Raw genomic sequence first — 22,692 nt, 5'->3', positions numbered from 1 at the left:
ACGGCCCCGCCCGCTGGTGCACTCGGGTGATTGTCCCCGGAGCGCTTCCCCTGCAATTGCAGGAGGACCTTGCGTGCGGCAATCTAAGTATCCGGCCGACCTCCCCCCGACGCAGAGGGGCCGGCCGGGTCATCCCGAGAGGAGGCCGACCGTGAACAACAACTCCGGTACCCGCCTCCGCCGTCCTGCACTCATCGCGGAGCTCCTGCGAACCAGGAACCGCCTCCCGTCCCGGGCCGCCGGGACCCACATCCGTCCGGCAGACCGCCGGCGAGAAGCAGCACACGGGAAGGAGCCATCCATGTCCACACTGACGTCTCCGGGGAAGCACACCGGTGCCGGCACGCCCCAGCAGAACGGGTCGTCGCCATGATCACTCTCATCGCCGCAGGCATCGGTCTTCTCATCCTGGTCGCGATCACGGTCGGCATCGTGGAGGCCGCACAGGCACCCACCTGGCGGCAGATCGCGGCAGAGCGGCGCGCACGCTGGGAGGCCAGGCAGCCGCAGCCGCACGGCCTCGACCCGTACGCCGGCTCAACGTCCTACGACGACTCCGACGACGAGTCGTGGGACGACGACTAGGCAGCGCGATTCCGGGGAGTGATCGCGCGGCCGCCGGGGCCGCCCCACACGTCGGGCGGCGGCCCCGGTCGATCCGGCTCCGATCGGCAGACCGGCCCGGTCGTCGCCGATCTCCACTCAGGCGTCGAACGCGCCGCGCTTGATCCCGGCCACGAACGCCGCCCATTCCTGCGAGCTGAACGTCAGCTCCCGGCTGCGGTCCTTGGTGTCGCGCACCGCCACGACATCGCCGTCGCGCAACCCGACCTCGACGCAGTCGCCGCCGGAGCAGAAGCTGCTGATCTTGTACTCGGCCGCCAGGTGCTGGGTCATCTCGGTCTTCCTCCGGGGGGAGCGTGCTGGAGCTCGTATCGATGGACGATCTCCCGCGAGGCGTCCGGGTCCAGCGCCCGGTCCGCCACGTCCGCGAGGACGTCTTTATACAGGTCCACATCGGACTCGTTCTCGTAGGTATCCCCCGAGGGGCTCTCGATGAACACCACGTCCGACCCGACCGATTCGGGGAACTCAAGGATCTGGAACGGACCTGCGTGGGCCCGGTGCAACCCGATCGAGAACGGAAGCACCCGAACGGTGACGTTCGGCAGGGTCGAGCGCTCGCGCAGGTATCGCAGCTGCGCGGCCATCACGTCCGGGGAGCCCACCACCCGGCTCAGCACCGACTCGTCCAGCACCACCTCGAGCTGCAGCGGCGGCGTCCGTTTCGTGAGCGCTTCCTGTCGCCGCAGGCGCAGCTCGACGAGCCGGTCCACCTCGCTGTCGGTGCGCTCCGACAGCAACGCCTCCAGCACGGCCCGCGTGTACTCGGGCGCCTGCAACAGACCGTGCACCCAGGCAACCTCGAAGGACCGCACGCGCACGGCTTCCGTCTCGAGCGCCGTGTAGCGGGCCGGCGCGTTCATGACGAACCGCTCGGCCTGCACGCCGTCGGTGTAGCGCTCCCACCAGCCCTGCTCGCGACTCTCGTGCACGAGTTGCCTGAGCCGCTCGCGCCGCTCCTCGTCGGTGACGCCGTACAGCCTCATCAACGCGACGACGTCGGGCATCCGAGGGATGCCCTTGCCGTTCTCGAGCCGGCTGATCTTCGACGCGGAGCAGTCGAGCTCGCGAGCGACCTCGACCAGCTGCAGGTCGGCCCGTCGGCGCAGCTGACGCAGCTCGGTCCCCAGGCGCCGTCGCGGGCCCGCGGGTCCTTGGGCAGTGGGCATCAGTCCGCCGCTCGTCGAAATCCAGGCGTGCAATTGCACGAGCTGGAACCGAGGATAGCGGAGACCGCGGGTGACCCCACGCGGGCTCGCCCTACACGCTGTCGAAACCCCCGGCCTTCACCGAGCCGAGGAACTGGGCCCACTCACCCTCCGTGACCAACAAGAGCGGCGCGTCGGGGGTGAGGGTGCTGCGGAGGGCGACGCGGCCGTCGGGCAGCCGTGCGGCCTCGAGACAGTCGCCCACGGCACAGAACTCCCGCCCCACGAACTCGAGCTCGCTCTCCGCACCAGTCAACGGTCCACCCCTCCGTCGCACGACCGGGTGATCGTACAGCGGCGGAGCGTGATCCTCCGGCTCGCCGACCCGGAGGCCGGCGGGCGGGGAGTGACGGCGCGCGGCCTACTCGACGTGCGTGTCGGCGACCTCTCGCAGGAAGCTCAGGAGCTCGCGGCCGTCCAGCGCCTGCTTCCAGGCGGCGTCGAGGCGGTCGGAATGGGTCTGCACGATGTCGGCCTTCTCCTGCAGGCCGCCCCCGTCCTGACCCTCGAAGAAGATGACGTCGCTCTCGCCGTGGTCGAACGAGAGGATCTGGAACCCACCCCCGAGGAGGCCGTGCAAGCCGATGGAGAACGGGAGGACCCGCACCTCGATCGGCGACGAGCCGTCCTCGACGATCTCGGACAGGTGCTGGATCTGCTCACGCATCACGCCGGCGCCGGAAGCGGGGCGGCGCAGCACGGACTCGTCGACCAGCGCCGCGACGCGCAGCGGGTCGGGCTCGCGCCGGAGGACGCTCTTGCGCTCCAGCCGCATCCGGATCATCGTCTCCAGCGCCTCGCCCGACACGGTGGGCTGCGACGCCGTGATGACGGCGCGCGCGTAACGCTCGGTCTGCAGCAGCCCCGGGACCGCGCCCGAGGAGAACTGGCGGAGCATCGACGCGCCGGCCTCGAGGCCGATGAAGCGGTGCAGGGTGGACCCCGGCGCCAGCAGGTCGCCGTACGAGTCGTACCACGCGGCCTGCTTGCCCTCGCCCGCGAGCTGCACGAGCTCCTCACGCGCGTCGGGGGCCGAATAGAGGCGCAGGAGGGTGTCGATCTCCGGGCGGCGGGGTGTGGACAACCCTGTCTCGATGCGACTGATCTTCGACACCGAGCAGTCGAGCTCTTCCGCGGCTCGACTCACCGCCACCCCGGCCGCCTCTCGTAGACGCCGAAGCTCGGTGCCGAGAGTGCGACGGGACAGGACAGGGCTGGTGGCCATGCCAGTACCCCTTCATGGGACCTGAGCTGTTGGGACGTCCAGTGCGCCCACCGCCGGCCGAACCGCCGGGTGTGCGTGACGAATGAGAGTACCCCTGCCGCCACGCGATGGCCATCACTGTCGTGCAGAACACTGCACGCTTCGTGCACATGTTGTAAGCAATCCCGCTGTGCACTTGCACAGATGCCCACCGCGCCTCACACTCGGAACCGGGTCACCGCCCGAGGAGGCACCGATGACCGGGATCGCATTCGTCGCCGTCGGAGGAGTCCTAGCGCTGGTCCTGCTGGCCGTGCTGATCGGCAACGCGGACGCGCGAGCGCAGCGGGACGCGTGGAACCGCATCGCCCGGCGCAGGCGCGAGCTCGGCGAGTGGGAGCGCGAGCTGATCCGGGCCGCCGAGTCGGAGGGGTGCCCCGCCTGCCGGTTGCTCCGGGAGCGGGGCAAGCTGCACGACCCGCTCTAGCCGATCAGCTCAGAGCGCGCGCCTGCCCGAGAGGGCGCGGCCGAGCGTCAGCTCGTCGGCGAACTCGAGGTCGCCCCCCATCGGGAGGCCGGACGCGAGCCGGGTGACCGTGAGGCCGGGGAAGTCGCGCAGCAGCCGGACGAGGTAGGTCGCCGTGGCCTCACCCTCGGTGTTCGGGTCGGTCGCGATGATCACCTCGGCGATCTCCGTCTCGTCGGCCGCCGGGCCGGTGCCGCCGAGGCGCGCGAGCAGCTCCCGGATCCGCAGCGCATCGGGCCCGACGCCGGCCAGGGGATCCAGCGCCCCGCCGAGAACGTGGTACCGGCCCTTGAACTCACGGGTGCGCTCCACGGCAAGGACGTCCTTGGGCTCCTCGACGACGCACACGACCGTGGGATCGCGGCGGGCGTCGGCGCAGTAGCGGCACCGCTCCCGCTCGGACACGTTGCCGCACACCTCGCAGAAGCGGACGCCTTCCTTGACCTTCTGCAGCGCGTCCTGGAGCCGACCGACGTCGGCCGGATCGGCGGCGAGCAGGTGGAACGCAATCCGCTGGGCGCTCTTCGGCCCCACCCCCGGCAGCCGGCCGAGCTCGTCGATCAGGTCCTGGACCGGCCCCTCGAACACGGCAGCAGCGCGCTACGCGCCGAGGCCCGGCAGGCCGAGGCCGCCCGTGACGTCGCCGAGGCCTCCGGCGAGCGGCCCCATCTTCTCGGCCTGCAGCTCCTGGGCCGCTCGCGCGGCGTCCTGCAACGCGCCGACGATGAGGTCCTGCAGCGTCTCGACGTCCTCCGGATCGACGACCTTCGGATCGATCCGGACGGCCCGCACCTCCCCCGCGCCCGTGGTGGTGATCTGCACCAGGCCGTTGCCCGCCTGACCGACCACCTCTGCGGACGCCAGCTCGGCCTGCGCGGCCATCAGCTGCTCCTGCATCCTCTGCGCCTGCTGCAGGATCATCTGCATGTCGGGCTGACCCGGTTGCACCAGCGATCTCCTCGCACGTCGCGCCTGCGCCGGCACGGCCGGCCCCGTTGCCAGGCTAGGCCATTCCCGAACCAAGGGGCTGGCAGGCTGACGACGTGCGCACAATCCGATGGGTCGTGCTCGTCGCCGCGGCGGTCCTGCCGACCGTCGCGTGCTCCGGCGCGGCCGCGGCCCCCGGGCCGCCTGCCCCCGCCCCGGTGGCGACCCCGGCCGCGACGGAGCCACCGCCCGTGGTGGTGCTCGACCCGGGCCACAACGGCCGCAACGGCACCGCGTCCGCCACGAGGAGGCTCGTGCCCGACGGTCGCGGCGGCGAGAAGGCGTGCAACACGACCGGCACCTCCACCGACGCCGGCTACCCCGAACACGCCTTCGCCTTCGACGTCGCCCAGCGGGTGACGACGAAGCTGGAGGCGGCAGGCGTGCGCGTCGTGCTGACCCGTCCCGACGACGACGGCGTGGGCCCCTGCGTGGACGAGCGGGGCCGCGCAGGCGAGGCGGCAGGTGCCGCGGCGACAGTGTCGATCCACGCCGACGGCGCCGCCCCCGCCTCGTCCGGGTTCCACGTGGCCTACTCCGACCCGCCGCTGAACCCCGTGCAGGCCGGACCGGCGCGGGACCTCGCCACCGCCCTGCGCGATGCGCTGCGGTCGGGCGGCTTCCGGGACTCGGACTACATCGGGCGCGCCGGGCTCTCACCGCGCGCCGATCTCGCCGGGCTCAACCACGCCACCCGCCCGACGGCCCTCGTGGAGTGCGCGAACATGCGCAACCCGCGCGAGGCAGCCGTGGTCTCCTCACCCGACGGCCGCGAGCGCTATGCAGCCGCGATCGCGGACGGCGTGCTGGCCTTCCTCGGCCTGAAAGGCTGATCAGGGCCGTTCGATCGCCCGGGCTCCCAGCTGCGAGGTGAGCAGCTCGATCGCGGCTTCCTCCGGGTCCCGGCGCTCCGCGTCGCTCACCGGGACGGCGGCCTCGGCGAGCATCGCCTCCTCGTCGTCCTCCGGCGGGGCGTCCTCGTCGGGCGGCTCGGGGGGCAGGGGCACGCCGTCGTCGGGAGTGGGCGCGCGGCGGGCCGGCGGCGACTGCTGGGCCCGCGCCGGAGGCGGTGTGTGCTGGGGGCGCGACGGCGGATCCGCGCGGCGCGGCGGGGCACTTCGGCCGGCGGCGGGCGCCGCCGGGGCCTCGCCGGACTCGCACCGCACCTGCCAGCGCACGCCGAGCACCGTGTGCAACGCGGCGGCGACGATGTCGGCGTTGCGCGACTCGGAGAGGCGCCGGGCGAGCGAGGGCGCGCCGATGCCGAGCACGAGGGTGTCGCCCTGCACGGCCCGCACCGTGGCGTTGACCAGCATCGCCTCGATGCTGCGGCTCTGCGCCCGAGCCGCGGCGAGCACCTCCGACCACACGCGGCGGACGGCAGCGGCGTCCAGCGCGCCGCCCTGAGCAGCTGCGGGTTCCGCGGCAGGCGACGGCGGTGCCGGCTCCGCAACCGGGGGCGGCGGCGTGGGCGGCGGTGGCGCTGCAGCAGGCTGTGACACGGGAGGCTGTGTCTTTGCGGGCTGTGGCACCGCGGGCTGGGACACCGCAGGCCGGGACGACGGCTGCGCCGGCGCAGGCTTCCGATCCCCCGGCGGCTGGGCGGGAGCCTGGGGCGCGGGAGGCGCGGGACGGGGCTCCTCCACGGGGCGGTCGGGGGGAGCGGGGACGGGCGCGGCCGCCGGCTCCGCCGCGGGCGACCCCGACCTGCCGTCGATCCCGGGCGCCGGGGCCCCGCTCGGCCTGCGGAAGGTGCGGCGCGCCTCCCCTGCCGCGGCCTCCTCCTGCCCGGGCGGCGCCGCGGCGATCGCGCTGCGGCGCTCCAGCCGCTCGATCCGCTCCAGCAGGCCCTCCTCCGCGGTGGTGGCCGCGGGCAGCAGCATCCGGGCGCAGAGCAGCTCGAGCAGCAGGCGGGGAGCGGTGGCGCCGCGCATCTCGGTGAGCCCGGTGTGGACGATCTCGCCGTACCGCGTGAGCGTGGCCGCACCGATCTTGCCGGCCTGCTCGGCCATCCGGGCGATCTCGTCGGCGGCGGCCTCGACGAGCCCGCGCTCCGCGGCCTCGGGCACCGACTGCAGCAGCACGAGGTCGCGCAGCCGCTGCAGCAGGTCGGCGGCGAAGCGGCGGGGGTCGTGGCCGGCCTCGACGAGCCGGTCGACGGTCTCGAACACCGCTGCGCGGTCGGCTGCGGCGAGCGCGTCGACCATGTCGTCGATCAGTGCGACGTCGGTGACGCCGAGCAGCGCCACCGCGCGCTCGTACGTGACGCCCTCCGGCCCTGCGCCCGCGAGGAGCTGGTCGAGCACCGAGAGGGTGTCGCGCGCCGACCCGCCGCCCGCGCGCAGCACCAGCGGGTAGACCGGCGGCGCCACGACGGCGTCCTCCTCGGCGCAGATGCGTTCGAGGAGCTTGCGCAGCGTGCCGGGCGGGATGAGCCGGAACGGGTAGTGGTGGGTGCGCGAGCGGATGGTGGGCAGCACCTTGTCGGGTTCGGTCGTGGCGAACACGAACACGAGGTGCTCCGGCGGCTCCTCCACGATCTTCAGCAGGGCGTTGAAGCCCTGCGTGGTGATCATATGGGCCTCGTCGACGATGAACACGCGGTACCGCGACTCGGCCGGTGCGAAGAACGCGCGGTCGCGCAGCTCGCGGGTGTCGTCGACACCGCCGTGGGACGCCGCGTCCAGCTCCGTGACGTCGATGTTGCCCGGGCCACCCGGCGCGAGGGACACGCAGGACGCGCAGACGCCGCACGGGTCGGGGGTGGGGCCCTGCTCGCAGTTGAGCGAGCGGGCGAGGATGCGGGCCGAGGACGTCTTGCCGCAGCCCCGCGGCCCGGAGAACAGGTACGCGTGGTTGATGCGACCCGCGGCCAGCGCGGTGCTGAGCGGCTCGGTGACGTGCTCCTGCCCGACCACCTCGGCGAACTTCGCCGGGCGGTACTTGCGGTACAGAGCCAGCGCCACGGCCGCGAGGCTACCCACCACCACCGACGCCCGGACGACGGGGAACGGCACCCCGCTCCCCACCAGACCCAGACGCCACGCTCGGCCGGTCCAGATGCCGCACTCACCGCACCAAGACGCCCGACTCCCCCAGCTGACCGCCGGACTCGCCAACCAAGCCCGGCGGGCATCCAAAAACCGCTGGACCGACGTGAAGCCACACACCGACATCGGTACTCACACACCGACTGCAGTAGGTGTGTGACGACAGATGTCGATGTGACGGGAGCCGCACGAGCAGCAGGAGAACAACGAGACGCAACCACGGCGGGGGTCCGGGGGGCGAAGCCCCTCCGGCAGGGGGTCTGGGGGCTTGGCCCCCAGGAGACGCTGACGAACGAGGCCGGCGAGCGCGGTACGCGAGCACAGCTCGCCACCTCGTGAGGGGACCCCGCGCACCCGCCAGAGCCCGTTGACCCTTGCTGCCTTCCGGCCCTGGGGGAGTTCACAGGATGGACGCCGCGCGGGGTCCGGGGGTGAGTGTAGTGGAGAGGGGGCGGGAGGGCTGTGGGCGGCCCCGGCTATGCTTCGAGGCGGAGGATTCGCCTAGTGGCCTATGGCGCACGCTTGGAAAGCGTGTTGGGTTCACGCCCTCGCGGGTTCGAATCCCGCATCCTCCGCGCTGCTGATCAGCGAGAACGCCGGGTCTGCCCCTGAGGGCGGCCCGGCGTTCTCGCGTCTGTGGTCGGACCCGGGTCACCAGCGCGGGTCTCCCCCCGGGCCCGCCGGACGGCGGAGCGTCGTCGTGGTCGCCTGAAGTTCATGTATTAGCCCGGGCCTGATCGGGAACAGGGGCTGCAGTGGGTCGACAAGAGCGGCCCCATTGGGGAATCAGGAGGAACGGTGACCGTCACGGGTATCATCACCGCGATCATCATCGGGGCCATCATCGGATTCCTCGGCCGCCTCGTGGCGCCGGGGAGGCAGGACATCCCGATCTGGCTGACCGTCTTGGTCGGCATCGTGGCCGCGTTCATCGGCACCTGGATCGCCGGACTGTTCGGCGTGGCCGACACGCGCGGGATCGACTGGCTCGAGATCATCATGCAGGTTGTCGTGGCCGCGATCGGCGTCGTCGTCGTCGCGGGTATCTACGGCCGCCGCGCGATTCGACGGTAGGCGCACCGTCCCGGCGTGATCTCGTCTCCCGCCGGTGACGCAGCTCCCGGGTCAGGTCCTCGGCGCGCAGCAGTTGCGCGTCGGGGACCTGCTCGGTGAGCAGGTCGGCCCGGGCGCCGATCATCTCGAGCTGGGCGTGGAGCTCTCGGGCCGCCGCCTCCATGGCATCTGGGCGAGGTGGGTGTCGAGGCACTCGGCCAGCTCCACCCGCACGATCTCGGCGATGTCCGCGAGGCGCTCCGGCATCGCGGGCCCGTCGGCGGGGTGGCCGGCCGCATCGTCGAGCCGGTCGAGCACGAGCCGTACGGTCCGGATGATCCGCCGGACCGCCTGCTCCGCGCCGCCCCGCATCGCGGCGCGTTCCAGCTCGACGCGTGTGAGCTGCTCTTCCGCCTCGGCCCGCAGCGCATCCGTCAGGCTCGGCTCGACGACCGGCTCGGGTGGCGCGACGAGCGCGCCCACCATTCCCGCGATGTTCTTCCGGGATTCGAGGTAGCGGCGCACCGCCCCCGACCGGTCGGACGAGTTCATCTGTTCCGCTTCTCGGCTCCGCTTCTCACCGCGCCCGATTCTGCCGCCTGGACCGGCGAGGTGACCGCTCGGTGGACATCCGGGCGCGATCCGCGCCTCCCCGAGAGGCATGATCGAGCGAGCCCACCGGGACAGGAGGACGATGCCGACGCCACCCACCTTCGCCGACGTGCAGGCCGCCGCGGAGCGGATCCGCGGCCACGCGCACCGCACGCCGGTGCTGACCTCCCGCCGGATCGACGCGGAGACCGGTGCCCATCTGTATTTCAAGTGCGAGAACTTCCAGCGGATGGGCGCGTTCAAGTTCCGCGGCGCGTTCAACGCGTTGTCGCGGTTCGACGAGGCTCAGCGCAGGGCGGGGGTCGTCACCTACTCGTCGGGGAACCATTCCCAGGCGATCGCGCTCGCCGCGAGCATCCTCGACATTCCGGCCACGATCGTGATGCCGCACGACGCGCCCGAGAGCAAGGTGGCCGCCACACTCGGGTACGGCGCGTCCGTGGTGCGCTACGACCGGTACACCGAGGACCGCGAGGAAATCGGGCGGGCGCTCGCCGCCGAGAAGGGCTACACGCTCGTGCCGCCGTACGACCACCCGGACGTCATCGCCGGGCAGGGCACGGCGACCATGGAACTGTTCGAGGAATCGGGAGAGCTCGACGCGCTGTTCGTGTGCCTCGGCGGGGGCGGTCTCCTGTCGGGTGCGGCGCTCGCCGCGCGAGCCCTGGCACCGTCCTGCCGGGTCGTCGGTGTGGAACCCGAGGCGGGCGACGACGGTCTGCGATCGTTCCGGACCGGTTCGATCGTGCACATCGACACCCCGGATACGATCGCCGACGGCGCTCAGACCCAGCACCTGGGCGTGCTCCCGTTCGAGATCATCCGCCGGGACGTGGACGACATCGTCACGGCGAGCGACGCGGAGCTCGTGACGGCCATGCGGGTGTTCGCCTCGACGATGAAGATCGTCGTGGAGCCGACGGGCTGCCTGGCGTTCGCCGCCGTCCGCAGGCTCGCGGCCGATCTGGCCGGGCAGCGGGTCGGGGTGCTGGTGAGCGGCGGGAACGTCGACCTCGCCCGCTTCGCGGCGCTCGTCACGAGCTGACCGAGCGGGCGGGGCTCACGCCCGGGGCGCCGTGACCCCGATGTCGACGGGGAGGGTGTCGACCCCGAACACGAACGACAGCTTCCGGAACGACAGCTCGGACGGCTCGGTGCCGAAGCGGACGTCGGGGAACCGCCGCACGAGCGCCGGGTAGGCGGCACGCAGCTCCATGCGGGCGAGCTCGGCACCGATGCAGCGGTGCAGGCCGTAGCCGAAGGCGAGGTGCGGGCGGGTGGTGCGACCCGGGTCGAAGTCGTCGAGTCCGCCGTCGCGGTTGGCCGCGCTGAGCGAGCAGAGGACGATGTCGCCCTCCTCGATGGTGGCGCCCCCGATGGTCAGCCGCTCCTTGGCGAAGCGCGGGAAGGCGACCTGCACGACCGTGAGGTAGCGCAGCAGCTCGTCGACGAACGGGTCGACGGCCTCGTCGCTCTCCCGGATCGCCTTGCGGCTCTCCGGGTGCTGCATGAGCACGATCGTGCCGAGCGCGAGCATGCTGGCCGTGGTCTCGAGACCGCCGGTGAGCAGGCCGTCGGCGATGCCCGCAAGCTCGTGGTCGGACAGGTCGTCGCCGTGCTCGCGCACGAGGCGGCCGAGCAGCCCGTCGCCGGGTTCGTCCCGCTGGTTCTGCACGATCTTGAGCAGGTACTCCATGGACTCGGAGATCGCGCCGAGCGAGCCGGTGACCCCACCGAGCAGGTCGAAGCGGGTGGTGGACAGGCGCTGGAACTCGGCGCGGTCGGAGTAGGGAACGCCGAGCAGCTCGCAGATCGTGAGCGACGGGATCGGCAGTGCGAAGCTCTGTACGAGGTCCACCGGGCGACCCGCCTCTGCGACCTCCTGCATCTCGTCCAGCTGGCCCGCCACGATCGCCTCGATGCGCGGCGCGAGCCTGCGGAGCCGGTGCCCGGTGAACTCCGGTGTGAGCAGCTTGCGCAGCCGGGTGTGGTCGGGCGGGTCGGTGAACCCCAGGCCCCCCGGGTTCTGCTCGGCGGTGATCCCGACCGTGCCGACCAGGTTGGTGAAGTCGTTGCTGAACGCCGGGGCGTTCGCGAGCACGGCCTTGGCCTCCTCGTACCCGGTGACCAGCCACGCCCGCAGCCCGAACGGGAGCTTCATCCGGCTCACCGGCTCGACCGCGCGCAGGTTCCCGAGCTCGGCCACGGGGTCCAGCCCGTCGCGCCGCAACGGCACGAGGGCGGAGTCGGGTAGGACCGACAGCAGCGCGTCGGTGCTGCCGCTGCGCCTGCGTCCCAGCCTCAGGCGAGCGAGAGTGGTGATGATGCGTCTGCGGGCCCCCCACATGCGGCAGAACTCTATGCAGGTCGCCGACCCGGGTGGTGAGAGTGTGCTGAGATCGGTCGCTCCTCGTCGGTGAAGAACGTCCGCAGCGCGCCGGCCAGCTCGTCCGGCGCCTCCTCGGCCATGTGGTGGCCGGACTCGATCGGTCCCCCGCCGCGCAGGTCGGTGGCCCAGTCGCGCCATATCTCCCGCGGGTCGCCGTAGAGGTCCTCGAGATCGTCGTGCCGGGACCACAGGACCAGCAGCGGGCAGGTCACGCGCCGCCCCGCGGCCCGGTCGGCCTCCTCGTGGTCGCGGTCGATGCCGAGCCCGGCCCGGTAGTCCTCCAGCATGGCCCGCACGGTCTCCGGGTTCCGCACCGCGCTGCGGAACTCGGCGAACGCCTCATCACCCATGTACTGCGGGCTGCCGCCGTACCACGCATCCGGGTCGGCGAGGATCGCGCGCTCCGGCTTCTCGGGCTGGGCGAAGAAGAACCAGTGCCACCACTCGCGGGCGAACTTCTCGTCGCACCGGGCGAGGTGCTCGGAGATCGGGATGCAGTCGAGGAGGACGAGGCGCTCGACCGCGTCCGGGTGGTCGAGGGCGAGGCGGAGCGCGACGTAGCTGCCGCGGTCGTGCCCGGCCAGCGCGAACCGGTCGTGGCCGAGCTCGCGCATCAGCCGGACGACGTCCTCCGCCATGACCCGCTTCGAGTAGGGAGCGTGGTCGGGGGTGGTGGGCGGCTTCGACGAGCGCCCGTAGCCGCGGAGGTCCGGCACCACGACGGTGTGGCCGGCCGCCACCAGCTGCGGCGCCACCCGGTGCCAGGTGGCACCGGTGCGGGGATGGCCGTGCAGGAGCACGACCGCGGGCCCTTCGCCCCCGTGACGCACGTGGAGCTGCGCGTCGCCGACGTCGACCAGGCCGGTGGTGAAGCCTTCGAAGAGCGGCATCCGAGCAGGATCGACGAGCCGGGCTAGGCTCGCAAACGATGCGCGACCCACTGGACCTCCAGGACGGCGTGCTGGCCATGATGTCCGCGCGCACCGGGCACTTCCCGCTGGAGTCCGGCCACCACGGCGAGCTGTGGCTGGAGCTCGACGCGCTGTTCTGGACGCCCGCTGCCCTCGAGCCGTTCGCGCACCGGCTCGCCGAACTGATCCGGCCGCACGAGCCGGACGTCGTGTGCGGGCCGCTGGTGGGCGGGGCGTTCCTCGCCCAGCTGGTCGCCGCGCGGCTCGGCGTCCGGTTCTGCCACACCGAGCGGACCTCGACGGGCGACGGCCTCTACGCCGCCACCTACCGGCTGCCCGACGCGTTGACCGCCCGGCTCGCGGGCCTGCGGGTGGCGGTCGTCGACGACGTCGTCAACGCAGGCTCGGCCGTGCGGGCCACGCTCGCCGCGCTCGGGCAGGCCGACGCGCGGCCGGTGGCGCTCGGCGCGCTGCTCGCGCTCGGCAGCACGCCTGCGGCCGTGGCGGCGTCGGCAGGCCTGCCGCTGGAGTCCGTCGCCACCCGCGACAACGAGATCTGGGAGCCGGAGCACTGCCCGCGGTGCGCGAACGGGGAGGCGCTGCAGACGCCCTGACGCGATCATCGGGGCATGGCAGTACTCGACGTGATCGTCCCGAAGCTCGTCCTGCTCCCCGGGGTCGTCGCGGTGGTGCTCGGCGGGAGCCGGGCGCGCGGCACGAGCCGACCGGACAGCGACTGGGACATCGGGCTGTACTACCGCGGCGGCTTCGACGCGACCCTCCTGCGCGGCCTCGGCTTCCCCGGGCACGTCGCGCCGCCCGGCGAGTGGGGCCGGATCGTCAACGGCGGGGCGTGGCTGTCGGTCGACGGCGAGCCGGTCGACGTGCTGCTGCGCGACCTCGACGTCGTGGAGCGCTGGTGGGCGGACGCGCGGGCAGGCCGCTTCGAGGTCGACAACGTCGAGGGCCACATCGCCGGACTGCCCACCTACACCCCCGTCGGCGAGCTCGCGATCTCCCAGGTGCTGCACGGTGAGCTGCCGCGGGTGACCTACCCGGACGCGCTGCGGGACGCGGCGAGCAGGCGGTGGCGCTGGAACGCCGGCTTCTCGCTCGCGTACGCCGAGAAGTACGCGAGACGCGGCGACGTCGCCCTCGCCGCGGGGACGATGGCCCGGGCGACCGCGCAGACCGCCCACGGCGTGCTCGCCGAACGCGGCGAATGGGTGCTGAACGAGAAGGGCATCGTCGACGCCGCCGGCCTCGGCGCGGCCCACGGGATCATCGGCACCTGCGCGAATGATCCCGTTGAAGCGGTGCGCGCGCTGCGGGAACTGCTCGTCCCATCGCAGCTGGACGAGCTGAACGCCCGCGACCCGGCCTGAGAGGAGACCCGGGTCCGGCAACTCTCACGCCGGGGATCCGTAGCAGGCGGCGATCGCGGCAGCGCGGTCGCGCAGGGAGGTGCGCAACGACTGCGGCGCCAGGGCTTCAGCGTCCATGCCCAGCTGCCACAGCGCCCATTCGGCGTGCCAGGAGTCCTGGAAGGTCACCTCCAGCCGCAGCCGGCCGTCTGCGTCGGGTTCCTCGGCGCGGACGGCCACCGCGGTGCTCAGCAGGTCTTCCCGCCGCGCCGGGTTCACCCGTACCAGCACGGGGATGTGGCCGCTCGACAGGAACTGCGCGCAGCGTTCCCGCCACACCCGGCCCAGGTCGACCCGGTCCGGTCGCTGCGTCGGTTCGGGGAGCTCCTCGGCCGCCAGCACCCGCGACAGCCGGTAGGTGCGGTCCGCGCCGGATCTCGTGGCCAGCAGGTAGCCGCGGTCGCGAACGGTGACCAGGCCGATGGGGTCCACCGTGCGCCACTGCGGGGTCTCGCCGGTGGCCGCGTAGTGGATGCGCAGCTTGTGCCCGGCGAGCACGGCCCGCCGGACCTCGATCATCGCCGTGTCCGGCACCTCCTCACCGACCACCCGGCGGGAGAGCAGATCTGTCTCCGGCTCGACGAGGAACCGCTGGGCCGCGTCGCTCGCGGTGGCCCGATGGCCTTCGGGCAGCGCGTCGACGACCTTGCGCATGGCCGAAGCGAGCGCCGAGCCGAGGCCGAACACCGGCTCGCCCCGCGCCGATCCGGCGGCCAGCAGGGCGAGGGCCTCGTCGTGGTTCAGCCCGGTGAGCTCGGTCCGGAAACCGGGCAACAACGCGAAACCGCCGTGCCGGCCCCGTTCGGCGTAGACCGGGACGCCGGCTGCGGACAGCGCCTCGATGTCGCGCAGCACGGTGCGGGTGGACACCTCCAGCTCGCGGGCCAGCGTGTCGGCGGTCAGCCGGCCGTGCCGGCGCAGCAGCAGCACCAGCGAGACCAGCCGGTCGGCGCGCACCCGAGAACGCTACCAAATACACGACACAGGATGTCGTGATTTGCGGTGAGGCTCATCGACACCCACTCTCGACGAATCGAATGGAGCAGATGTGGCTGTGGAACGAACGGCCGTCAACCCGGTGACCTGGTCGACGGAAATGGGGTTCAACCAGGGTGAGATCGTCTCCGGGCACACCCGGACCCTCTACTGCTCCGGGCAGACCGCGATGAGCGGCGACGGCAAGCCCCAGCACGACGGCGACATGGCCGCGCAGCTGGCGCTGAGCCTCGACAACCTGGAGGGCGTGCTCGGCGAGGCCTGCATGTCACTCGCGAACCTCGTCCGGCTCAACGTCTACACCACCGACGTCGACCTGCTCTTCCAGCACTACGGCGTGCTGGCGTCGCGGCTGGGCGCCGCCGGGGTGGCGCCGACCACCACGATGCTCGGGGTGGCGCGGCTGGCGATCCCCGTCCTGATGGTCGAGCTCGAGGGGACCGCCGTCGCGTGACGGCGTGATCACCGGTGCTCAGGATGGTGACGATCGGCGTCTACGGCCTCGACGGCGAGTCCTTCCTGCAACGACTGCGGGAGGCGGACGTCCGCGTACTGCTCGACGTACGCCAGCGCCGCGGTGTCCGCGGACCGGAGTACGCCTGGGCGAACTCGCGGCGGCTACAGGCGGCCCTTGCCCGTGCCCGGATCGCCTACGAGCATCATCCGGAGCTCGCCCCGACCACCGAACTACGCCGGCTCCAGTACGCCGAGGACGACCGCCGAGGGGTCGGCAAGCGCTCGCGCCGCGAGCTCGCTGCCGAGTACACCCGCCGCTACACCGCTGAGATCCTCGACGGCGCCGACCTCGAACCGATCGTGTCGGCGCTGTCGAGCAGCGGGACCGGGGCGCTGCTCTGCGTCGAGCGCGACCCGGAGGCGTGCCACCGCTCGTTGATCGCCCGGCGGTTGACCGAGCGGCACGGCGTCGTGATCGAACACCTGCGCCCGTCGTGATGGGCGAGGTGGAAGTTCCGGCAGACACGGTCGCGACGAGCGGGGTTCGACCTGCGGGCAGGTGGCGACTCAGGCGGCTGTGCTTCGGCGGTGGGCGGTCGGGCTGAGTCCGCGGACGCGTTTGAATGCGACTGAGAGGGCGAAGGCGTTGGCGTAGCCGACCCGGCGGGCGATGGACTCCACCGTGTCGTTCGTCTCGCGCAGCAGGTCCGCGGCCAGCGTGATCCGCCAGCCGGTCAGGTAGGCCATCGGGGCCTCGCCGACCAGGGCGGCGAACCGCCGCGCCAGGCTGGCTCGGGAGACACCGGTCCGATCGGCGAGCTCGGCGACGCTCCACCGGTACGCCGGGTCCTCGTGCAGCAGCCGCAACGCCAGGCCTGCCACCGGATCGCTCTGCGCCCGGTACCAACCGGGCACGTGCGACTCGGGCCGGGCGAACCACGCGCGCAGGGTGACGATCAGGGCGAGATCGAGCCAGCGGTCGAGCACGCTCTGCTGGCCGGGCTCGTCGCGCTGGATCTCGCCGAGCACCATGTCCATCACGGGCCCGGCGACGTCGCCGGCCGGCACCACCAGCACCGGCGGCAGCGCGGCGAGCAGCCGGCGGCTGACGTCGCCTTCGAGCTGGTAGGTGCCGCTGACCGCCATCACCTCGCCCTCGGGTCGGCCGCCGTGGGTTCGGACGCCGAGCCGGGCGCTGTAGTCGACGGGCGCCCCCGGCAGCGCTTCGCAGACGCCGCCGGGATGGATGCGCAGCTGCGGTTTGGTGTCCGGATCATCGACCACGACGTACGGCTCGGGGCCGGCCAGTACCGCGACGTCGCGCTCCTGGAGCCGGACCGGGTCCAGCTCTCCGCGGATGATCCAGCCGGAGCCGCGAACGAGTGTGGCCAGGGCGAGCTGCGCCTGGTCGCGGATGTCCAGGCCCCACGGTCGGTCCAGGATGGTCAGGTTGAACACCCCGCCCCGAGCCCGGGTGCACGCGAGCAAATCGTCGAGGACGTCCACGCCGAGCAGCGTACTTGAGACGCGGAGACATGGAAACGCGCCAGACAACCATGGTTTCTCTCGACCACTCGCGGTGAACTACTTCCATGACTACTTCACCGATTCTCATCCTGGGCGGTAAAGGCAAGACCGGGCGCCGCGTCGTCGCGCAGCTGGAGGCGAAGGGAGCACCGGTCCGGCTGGCGTCACGATCGAGCGAGCAACGGTTCGACTGGTACGACGACAGCACGTGGCCCGGCATCGTTTCCGGGGCCCACACGGCCTACCTGGCGCCGCCGGTCGGGCCGACGGGCCTGGCCCAGGCCTGCCGGTTCGTCTCGCACGCCGCCGAGAACGGCCTGCGGCGGGTGGTGCTGCTGTCCGGCCGCGGTGTCGGCAGTCCCGGGCGCGAGTTCGCCGTCTACCAGAGCAGCCTCGAACTGGAGCACGCCGTCAAGGACAGCGGCGCAGACTGGACCATCGTCCGGCCGGCCTGGTTCATGCAGGGCTTCAGCGAGGACTTCCTGCACGAGTACGTGATGGCGGGCGAGATCAGGGTCTCCGCCGGCACCGGCGCCGAGGCGTGGATCGACACCGAGGACGTCGGTGACGTGATGGCCGCCGTCCTGCTCGACGAGCGGCACACCGGCCAGGCCTACTCGCTGTCCGGGCCGCGCACCCTCACCATGACCGAGGTCGCCGACGAGTTGACGACCGCCACCGGCCGGCAGATCCGCTACGTCGACCTCGAACCGGACGAGCACGTCGCCGAGCTGACGGGCATCGGCTTGCCCCGGGAGGACGCGGAAGCCGTGCGCGATCTGTTCGCCGTGATCCGCAACCACCGTTCCGAGTACATCTCCCACGGTGTCGAGGAAGTCCTCGGCCGCGCTCCCCGCGACTTCACCGACTGGGCCAGGTCCACGGCACAGGCAGGGGCGTGGTCGGCCTGACCGGTCCGTGTCGAGCGCAGGTGCCTCACGCTGCTGTGCGTGAGGAGACCGGCGGACTGACCGGCAAGAACTCTCAGTCACCCACGCTCCCCCGCATCGGAGGTCCCGAATGGACACGGTGAGCACGCTGTCGCTGGTCTTGGCGACGCTGACGATGGGCCTGGTCACCGGCGCCTTCGTCGTGTTCTGGCACACGATCATGCCCGGCCTCGCCACGACCGACGACCGCACGTTCGTCAGCGCGTTCCAGTCGATCGACAAGGCGATCATCAACCCGTGGTTCATGATCACTGGCTTCATGGGCGCACTTGTCTTCACGCTCATCGCGGCGTTCGCCCAGTTCGGCCGTCCCACCTTCCTGTGGATCGCGGTCGCGCTCGTGCTCTACGCGATCGTCTTCGTGATCACGATCGCGGTCAACGTGCCGCTCAACGATGCGATCAAGGCGGCGGGCCTGCCCGATGACCCCGCCGAGCTCGCCGCGATCAGGGAGGCGTTCGACGAGGCCAGGTGGCGGGCGTGGAACCTCGTGCGTGTGATCGCCGGCGTCGTCGCCTTCGCGAGCCTGACCTGGGCGCTGGTCTTGCACGGGCGCACCGTGGTGGGCTAGGGCGAGCTTTGCCGGGTCGCCGAGCACGAACCAGGCGATCCGAGCGGTCGGGACCCACCGCCGGCGGCACGGCGAGCCGAACTGCGACCACAACGACGAACGCCGGGCCTCCTCGCGAGAGGCCCGGCGTTCCGCCTGTTCGGGCTGGCGGTAGCGGTGGGATTTGAACCCACGGACGCTTGCACGTCACGCGCTTTCGAGGCGCGCTCCTTCGGCCGCTCGGACACGCTACCGCCGACGAGCTTACAAGGTGCCGTGGCGGCGTTTCGCGCCGCCCGGGCGACGGTGGACAATCCAGCGATGATCTCCTCGTTCACGGTCCGGCGGGTGCTCGTGGCGGCCGCGGTCGTCCTCTCCGCCGCCGCCTGCGCGCCGGAGCCGGCGGCGCCCCCGGCGGGTGCCGGACCGTCCTGCGAGCCCGGCGCCCTCCCGACCCTCACGGCGGGCACCCTCACGTTCGGCACCGACCAGCCGGTCTACCCGCCGTGGTACCTCGACGACGACCCGGCGTCCGGCAAGGGCTTCGAGAGCGCCGTCGCGTACGCGATCGCCGACGGGCTCGGGTACCCGCGGGACAAGGTCACCTGGGTCCGGGTGCCGTTCAACGCATCGATCCAGCCCGGTCCGAAGTCCTACGACCTGAACCTCACCGAGTTCTCGATCACGCCGGAGCGGGCGCAGGCCGTTGACTTCTCGGCGCCCTACTACGACGTGAAGCAGGCGGTGGTCGCGCTGGAGACCGGCCCGGCGGCGAACGCCGCCTCGATCGCCGAGCTGAAGACGGCGAAGCTCGGCGCGCAGGTGGGCACCACCAGCTACCAGGCGATCATCGACCAGATCGCGCCTGCGAGCGAACCCGCGGTGTTCAACACCAACGACGACGCGAAGCTCGCCCTGTCCAACGGACAGGTCGACGCGATCGTCGTGGACCTGCCCACCGCCTTCTACATCACATCGGCGGAGCTGGAGGGCGCGAAGATCGTCGGACAGCTGCCGCTGGGTGGCGGCACGCCGGAGCAGTTCGGCGCCGTGCTGGACAAGGACAGCCCGCTGACGGCGTGCGTCTCGACGGTGATCGAGAAGCTCCGTTCGGACGGCACGCTCGCCGAGCTGGAGCGGCAGTGGCTCGCTTCGGCGGAGACGGCGCCCGAGCTGCGGTGATCCTTTCACCACTCGCCCGCGAGCGGTTCGCCTACCGCCGCTCGCGGGCCCGGCGCTCCACCCTGGTCGCCCTCGCCTCGACCGTCGTGTTCGCGGGAGCGGTCGTGGTCGCGGTGACCAGCGCGCCGGGCTGGCCCCGCGTCCAGGAGACGTTCCTCGACGTGCGGATCGGCTGGGAGTCGCTGCCGGCCATCGCGGCGGGTCTGTGGCTGAACGTCCGGGTGCTCGTGGTGGCCGAGCTCGGGGTGCTCGTGCTCGGGCTGCTGATCGCGGTGCTGCGCACACTGCGCGGCCCGGTGTTCTTCCCGCTGCGCGCGCTGGCCACCGGCTACGTCGACCTGTTCCGCGGCGTGCCGCTGCTGATCGCGCTCTACCTGATCGGCTTCGGCCTGCCCGCGCTGCGCCTGCAGGGCGTCCCGAACGACACCGCGGTGCTCGGCACGATCACGCTGATCCTGATCTACTCCGCCTACGTGGCGGAGGTTTTCCGGGCGGGCATCGAGTCGGTGCACCCGTCGCAGCGCGCCGCGGCCCGCTCGCTCGGCCTGTCGTACCGCCAGTCGATGCGGCTGGTGATCCTCCCGCAGGCCGTCCGGCGGGTGCTGCCGCCGCTGCTCAACGACTTCGTGGCCCTGCAGAAGGACGTCGGGCTGATCTCGGTGCTCGGCGCCGTCGACGCGATCCGAGCCGCGCAGATCGCGTCGGCACGCAGCTTCGACTTCACCCCCTACGTCGTGGCGGCGCTGCTGTTCGTGCTGCTCGCGGTGCCCACCGGGCGCATCGCAGACGCCGTGGCGGCGCGGGCGAGCCGGCGGCAGGGGCTCGCATGACCCCGGTCCTCGACGTGCGCGGCCTCGTCAAGCGCTACGGCGACGCCACCGTGCTCGACCACGTCGATCTCACGGTCGGCGAGCACCAGGTGGTCACGGTGATCGGCTCGTCGGGCTCCGGGAAGTCGACTCTCCTGCGCTGCGTCGACCTGCTCGAGGAGATCGACGACGGCCAGGTGCTGCTGGACGGCGTCGACGTCTCGGACCCGCGGGCCGACACGGCGGCGGCCCAGCGGCGGATGGCGATCGTGTTCCAGGCGTTCAACCTGTTCCCGCACATGACGGCGGTGCAGAACGTCGCGCTCGCCCCGCGCGTGGTGCACGGCCTGTCCGCCGCGGAGGCCGACGAGCGGGCCCGCGAGCTGCTGGACCGGGTGGGACTCGCCGACCGGGCCGCGTCCCACCCCGACCGGCTCTCGGGTGGCCAGCAGCAGCGCGTGGCGATCGCCCGCGCGCTCGCGGTCCGCCCGCGCCTCCTGCTGCTCGACGAGATCACCTCCGCCCTCGACCCGGAGCTGGTCGGCGAGGTGCTCGCGATCGTCCGCGGGCTCGCCGCCGACGGCGTCACGATCCTCATGGCGACGCACGAGATGGGCTTCGCCCGCAACGTGTCCGACCGGGTCTGCTTCCTCGACGGCGGCCGCGTGCTGGAGTCCGGCCCACCGGCCCAGGTGCTCGGCGACCCCGTCCAGGAGCGCACGCGGCAGTTCCTGTCTCGCGTGATCGCCGCAGGACGGCTGGGGTAGGGCCGCTGCCGTACCTCCAATACGGTGAATGACATGCGCCGGTTGCTCGCCGCTCTACCCGTCGTGCTGATGCTGCTCGCGGGCTGCGCGGCGACGCCACCACCACCGCCTCCCCCGCCGCCTCCCGCCCCGGTGACGCCTACGGTCGAGACCACGGCAGGCGAGTGGGCCGGGCGGATCGGGATCCCCGGCGCGCCCCTCGAGATCGGCATCCGGCTGAGGGCCGAGAACGGCGGGCTGCACGGGGAGATCGACATCCCGGCGCAGGCGATCAAGGCGATGCCGCTCTCCGACGTCCTGCTGGAGGGCCGCGAGCTCTCCTTCCGCCTCCCAGACGTCGGGGGCGACGCCTGGTTCCGCGGCACCTTCGAGACGGACGGCAAGAGCATCCCGGGCGCGTTCACGCAGTTCGGGCAGTCGTTCCCGCTCGTGCTGCGCCCCGGACCGGTCGCGGGCAGGCCGCAGGAGCCCAAGCCGCCGTTCCCGTACCGCGCCGAGGACGTGAAGTACCCCGGCCAGGGCGTCGACGTCGCCGGCACGCTGACCCTCCCGCAGGGACCGGGCCCGTTCACCGCGGTCCTGCTCCTCACCGGCAGCGGCGCGCAGAACCGCGACGAGGAGCTGTTCGGGCACAAGCCGTTCCTGCTGCTCGCCGACCTACTGACGCGTGCCGGGTACGCGGTGCTCCGGGTCGACGACCGCGGTATCGGCGGGTCGACCGGATCGCTGTACGACTCCGACTACGACCAGCTCACCGGTGACGCGGTGGCCGGTGTCGAGTTCCTCCGCGGCCGGTCGGAGATCAACCGCGACAAGATCGGGCTGCTCGGGCACAGCGAGGGCGGCTACCTCGTGCCGCTGGTCGCGCAGCGCACCCCGGTCGCGTTCGCGATCATGATGGCCGGGCCGGCGGCGCCCGGCGAGGAAGTCCTGGTCACGCAGAACCAGCTGCTGCTGCAGGCCGCGGGGGCACCGCCCGAGGTGGTGTCGAACCAGATCGCGTACGTGCGCACGCTGGTCGCCCTCCTGCGGGCCGAGGACTACCAGCGGGCGCGCGCCCTCGCCGTGCGGCAGCTCGTGTCGCAGGCCGCGGGCCTCCCGCCGGAGCAGCAACCCGCCCCGGAGCAGCTCGAGGCCCAGGTGGCGGCCACCGTGAACCCGTACTACCGCTCGTGGGCCACGCACGACCCGGCCCCCGCGCTGCAGGCGCTGCGAGTGCCGGTGCTCGCGTTCTTCGGCGGCGCCGACCTCCAGGTGCCCGCCGGGCAGAACGAGCCGCTGATGCGCTCGCTGCTCTCCGGCACCCCGGACGCAACGGTCCGCACGCTCCCCGGGCTCAACCACCTCATGCAGCCGGCGGGCAGCGGCGGGCTCGACGAGTACGCCACCATCGACACGACCATCGACCCGTCGGCGCTCGACCTCGTGCGCGGTTGGCTCACCCAGCGTTTCCCGCGGTAGGCGGCG

27 protein-coding genes, 2 tRNA genes and 1 other RNA gene are annotated in these 22,692 nt (G+C 72.3%); 16 read left to right on the top strand and 14 right to left on the bottom strand.

Annotated elements, in window-relative coordinates:
• Positions 1 to 369: 369 nt before the first annotated feature.
• A complete protein-coding gene (locus tag FB388_RS38700; RefSeq protein ID WP_142107575.1) occupies positions 370 to 585 on the top strand; it encodes a hypothetical protein in 216 nt (71 codons plus the stop codon).
• 117 nt (positions 586 to 702) lie between these two features.
• Here FB388_RS38700 and FB388_RS38695 read toward each other — a convergent pair whose 3' ends face one another.
• From FB388_RS38695 to FB388_RS38680, 4 genes are all read right to left on the bottom strand, one after another.
• On the bottom strand, positions 703 to 897 hold the full coding sequence (locus FB388_RS38695) for a DUF397 domain-containing protein (RefSeq protein WP_142107574.1): 195 nt from the start codon (positions 895 to 897) through the stop codon (positions 703 to 705).
• A complete protein-coding gene (locus tag FB388_RS38690) occupies positions 894 to 1,793 on the bottom strand; it encodes a helix-turn-helix domain-containing protein (RefSeq protein ID WP_142107573.1) in 900 nt (299 codons plus the stop codon). Before FB388_RS38690 ends, FB388_RS38695 begins: the two co-directional genes overlap by 4 nt.
• A gap of 91 nt (positions 1,794 to 1,884) precedes the next feature.
• Complete coding sequence (locus FB388_RS38685; protein WP_170226022.1) at positions 1,885 to 2,088, bottom strand: DUF397 domain-containing protein; 204 nt, start codon at positions 2,086 to 2,088, stop codon at positions 1,885 to 1,887.
• Positions 2,089 to 2,193: 105 nt separating this feature from the next.
• Positions 2,194 to 3,057, bottom strand: coding sequence for a helix-turn-helix domain-containing protein (locus tag FB388_RS38680; protein ID WP_142107571.1), 864 nt, complete (start codon positions 3,055 to 3,057; stop codon positions 2,194 to 2,196).
• 235 nt (positions 3,058 to 3,292) lie between these two features.
• Here FB388_RS38680 and FB388_RS38675 point away from each other — a divergent pair, with 235 nt between their 5' ends.
• A complete protein-coding gene (locus FB388_RS38675) occupies positions 3,293 to 3,523 on the top strand; it encodes a hypothetical protein (protein WP_142107570.1) in 231 nt (76 codons plus the stop codon).
• 9 nt (positions 3,524 to 3,532) lie between these two features.
• Here the strand turns inward: FB388_RS38675 and recR are convergent, their stop codons facing one another.
• Together recR and FB388_RS38665 are read right to left on the bottom strand one after the other, a co-directional pair.
• Positions 3,533 to 4,150 (bottom strand): recombination mediator RecR, encoded by a 618-nt coding sequence (gene recR, locus FB388_RS38670; protein WP_142107569.1) that lies wholly within the window; start codon positions 4,148 to 4,150, stop codon positions 3,533 to 3,535.
• A 12-nt stretch (positions 4,151 to 4,162) separates the two neighbouring features.
• Positions 4,163 to 4,510, bottom strand: a complete 348-nt coding sequence (locus FB388_RS38665) for a YbaB/EbfC family nucleoid-associated protein (protein ID WP_246122827.1) — start codon at positions 4,508 to 4,510, stop codon at positions 4,163 to 4,165.
• 95 nt (positions 4,511 to 4,605) lie between these two features.
• Here FB388_RS38665 and FB388_RS38660 point away from each other — a divergent pair, with 95 nt between their 5' ends.
• Positions 4,606 to 5,382, top strand: coding sequence for an N-acetylmuramoyl-L-alanine amidase (locus FB388_RS38660; protein WP_425468611.1), 777 nt, complete (start codon positions 4,606 to 4,608; stop codon positions 5,380 to 5,382).
• Here the strand turns inward: FB388_RS38660 and FB388_RS38655 are convergent, their stop codons facing one another.
• On the bottom strand, positions 5,383 to 7,515 hold the full coding sequence (locus FB388_RS38655; RefSeq protein WP_142107568.1) for a DNA polymerase III subunit gamma and tau: 2,133 nt from the start codon (positions 7,513 to 7,515) through the stop codon (positions 5,383 to 5,385).
• A 419-nt stretch (positions 7,516 to 7,934) separates the two neighbouring features.
• An RNA gene (gene ffs, locus FB388_RS38650) (signal recognition particle sRNA small type) lies at positions 7,935 to 8,029 on the bottom strand.
• Between the two features lie 60 nt (positions 8,030 to 8,089).
• On the opposite strand from ffs, the gene FB388_RS38645 reads away from it, so the two are divergent.
• Positions 8,090 to 8,174, top strand: a tRNA-Ser gene (locus FB388_RS38645).
• Positions 8,175 to 8,397: 223 nt separating this feature from the next.
• Positions 8,398 to 8,673, top strand: a complete 276-nt coding sequence (locus tag FB388_RS38640) for a GlsB/YeaQ/YmgE family stress response membrane protein (RefSeq protein ID WP_142107567.1) — start codon at positions 8,398 to 8,400, stop codon at positions 8,671 to 8,673.
• Positions 8,674 to 8,793: 120 nt separating this feature from the next.
• Here the strand turns inward: FB388_RS38640 and FB388_RS38635 are convergent, their stop codons facing one another.
• Positions 8,794 to 9,204: a hypothetical protein gene (locus FB388_RS38635; RefSeq protein WP_142107566.1), complete on the bottom strand. Its 411-nt coding sequence runs from the start codon at positions 9,202 to 9,204 to the stop codon at positions 8,794 to 8,796.
• A gap of 142 nt (positions 9,205 to 9,346) precedes the next feature.
• On the opposite strand from FB388_RS38635, the gene FB388_RS38630 reads away from it, so the two are divergent.
• A complete protein-coding gene (locus FB388_RS38630) occupies positions 9,347 to 10,309 on the top strand; it encodes a threo-3-hydroxy-L-aspartate ammonia-lyase (protein ID WP_142107565.1) in 963 nt (320 codons plus the stop codon).
• A 15-nt stretch (positions 10,310 to 10,324) separates the two neighbouring features.
• On the opposite strand, the gene FB388_RS38625 is transcribed toward FB388_RS38630, so the two are convergent.
• Both FB388_RS38625 and FB388_RS38620 read right to left on the bottom strand, forming a co-directional pair.
• Positions 10,325 to 11,611 carry a cytochrome P450 gene (locus tag FB388_RS38625; RefSeq protein WP_142107564.1) on the bottom strand — a complete coding sequence of 429 codons (1,287 nt, stop codon included), beginning with the start codon at positions 11,609 to 11,611 and terminating at the stop codon, positions 10,325 to 10,327.
• An 11-nt stretch (positions 11,612 to 11,622) separates the two neighbouring features.
• Positions 11,623 to 12,543: an alpha/beta fold hydrolase gene (locus FB388_RS38620; protein WP_142107563.1), complete on the bottom strand. Its 921-nt coding sequence runs from the start codon at positions 12,541 to 12,543 to the stop codon at positions 11,623 to 11,625.
• Positions 12,544 to 12,581: 38 nt separating this feature from the next.
• Between FB388_RS38620 and FB388_RS38615 the strand changes: the two genes are divergently transcribed.
• On the top strand, positions 12,582 to 13,178 hold the full coding sequence (locus tag FB388_RS38615; protein WP_142107562.1) for a phosphoribosyltransferase family protein: 597 nt from the start codon (positions 12,582 to 12,584) through the stop codon (positions 13,176 to 13,178).
• 15 nt (positions 13,179 to 13,193) lie between these two features.
• Positions 13,194 to 13,949 carry a nucleotidyltransferase domain-containing protein gene (locus tag FB388_RS38610; protein ID WP_142107561.1) on the top strand — a complete coding sequence of 252 codons (756 nt, stop codon included), beginning with the start codon at positions 13,194 to 13,196 and terminating at the stop codon, positions 13,947 to 13,949.
• 24 nt (positions 13,950 to 13,973) lie between these two features.
• Here FB388_RS38610 and FB388_RS38605 read toward each other — a convergent pair whose 3' ends face one another.
• Positions 13,974 to 14,945: a helix-turn-helix transcriptional regulator gene (locus FB388_RS38605; RefSeq protein ID WP_142107560.1), complete on the bottom strand. Its 972-nt coding sequence runs from the start codon at positions 14,943 to 14,945 to the stop codon at positions 13,974 to 13,976.
• 97 nt (positions 14,946 to 15,042) lie between these two features.
• Between FB388_RS38605 and FB388_RS38600 the strand changes: the two genes are divergently transcribed.
• Both FB388_RS38600 and FB388_RS38595 read left to right on the top strand, forming a co-directional pair.
• Positions 15,043 to 15,438: a RidA family protein gene (locus tag FB388_RS38600; RefSeq protein ID WP_142107813.1), complete on the top strand. Its 396-nt coding sequence runs from the start codon at positions 15,043 to 15,045 to the stop codon at positions 15,436 to 15,438.
• 23 nt (positions 15,439 to 15,461) lie between these two features.
• On the top strand, positions 15,462 to 15,938 hold the full coding sequence (locus tag FB388_RS38595; RefSeq protein ID WP_246122825.1) for a DUF488 domain-containing protein: 477 nt from the start codon (positions 15,462 to 15,464) through the stop codon (positions 15,936 to 15,938).
• A gap of 69 nt (positions 15,939 to 16,007) precedes the next feature.
• On the opposite strand, the gene FB388_RS38590 is transcribed toward FB388_RS38595, so the two are convergent.
• The gene (locus FB388_RS38590) at positions 16,008 to 16,946 is read right to left on the bottom strand and encodes an AraC family transcriptional regulator (RefSeq protein WP_142107558.1); all 939 of its coding nucleotides are present in this window, start codon (positions 16,944 to 16,946) and stop codon (positions 16,008 to 16,010) included.
• Positions 16,947 to 17,032: 86 nt separating this feature from the next.
• Here FB388_RS38590 and FB388_RS38585 point away from each other — a divergent pair, with 86 nt between their 5' ends.
• Complete coding sequence (locus FB388_RS38585) at positions 17,033 to 17,878, top strand: NAD(P)H-binding protein (RefSeq protein WP_142107557.1); 846 nt, start codon at positions 17,033 to 17,035, stop codon at positions 17,876 to 17,878.
• A gap of 109 nt (positions 17,879 to 17,987) precedes the next feature.
• A complete protein-coding gene (locus FB388_RS38580) occupies positions 17,988 to 18,488 on the top strand; it encodes an anthrone oxygenase family protein (protein ID WP_170226021.1) in 501 nt (166 codons plus the stop codon).
• A 145-nt stretch (positions 18,489 to 18,633) separates the two neighbouring features.
• Here FB388_RS38580 and FB388_RS38575 read toward each other — a convergent pair.
• Positions 18,634 to 18,721, bottom strand: a tRNA-Ser gene (locus tag FB388_RS38575).
• 67 nt (positions 18,722 to 18,788) lie between these two features.
• On the opposite strand from FB388_RS38575, the gene FB388_RS38570 reads away from it, so the two are divergent.
• Genes FB388_RS38570 through FB388_RS38555 form a run of 4 tightly spaced genes read left to right on the top strand, consistent with a single transcriptional unit; the run spans position 18,789 to position 22,686 of the window.
• Positions 18,789 to 19,649, top strand: coding sequence for an ABC transporter substrate-binding protein (locus tag FB388_RS38570; RefSeq protein WP_142107556.1), 861 nt, complete (start codon positions 18,789 to 18,791; stop codon positions 19,647 to 19,649).
• Complete coding sequence (locus FB388_RS38565; protein WP_142107555.1) at positions 19,646 to 20,479, top strand: amino acid ABC transporter permease; 834 nt, start codon at positions 19,646 to 19,648, stop codon at positions 20,477 to 20,479. The genes FB388_RS38570 and FB388_RS38565 overlap by 4 nt, the downstream gene beginning before the upstream one ends.
• Entirely contained in the window at positions 20,476 to 21,225 is a 750-nt protein-coding gene (locus FB388_RS38560; RefSeq protein WP_142107554.1) for an amino acid ABC transporter ATP-binding protein, read from the top strand. The genes FB388_RS38565 and FB388_RS38560 overlap by 4 nt, the downstream gene beginning before the upstream one ends.
• Positions 21,226 to 21,258: 33 nt before the next feature.
• Positions 21,259 to 22,686 (top strand): alpha/beta hydrolase family protein, encoded by a 1,428-nt coding sequence (locus tag FB388_RS38555; protein WP_142107553.1) that lies wholly within the window; start codon positions 21,259 to 21,261, stop codon positions 22,684 to 22,686.
• The last annotated feature ends 6 nt before the right edge of the window (positions 22,687 to 22,692 follow it).

The sequence above is a fragment of the Pseudonocardia cypriaca genome (genome assembly GCF_006717045.1).
Lineage (GTDB): Bacteria > Actinomycetota > Actinomycetes > Mycobacteriales > Pseudonocardiaceae > Pseudonocardia > Pseudonocardia cypriaca.
The sequence above is the reverse complement of the archived record's forward strand: the minus strand, read 5'-3'. Positions and strand labels throughout refer to the sequence as shown.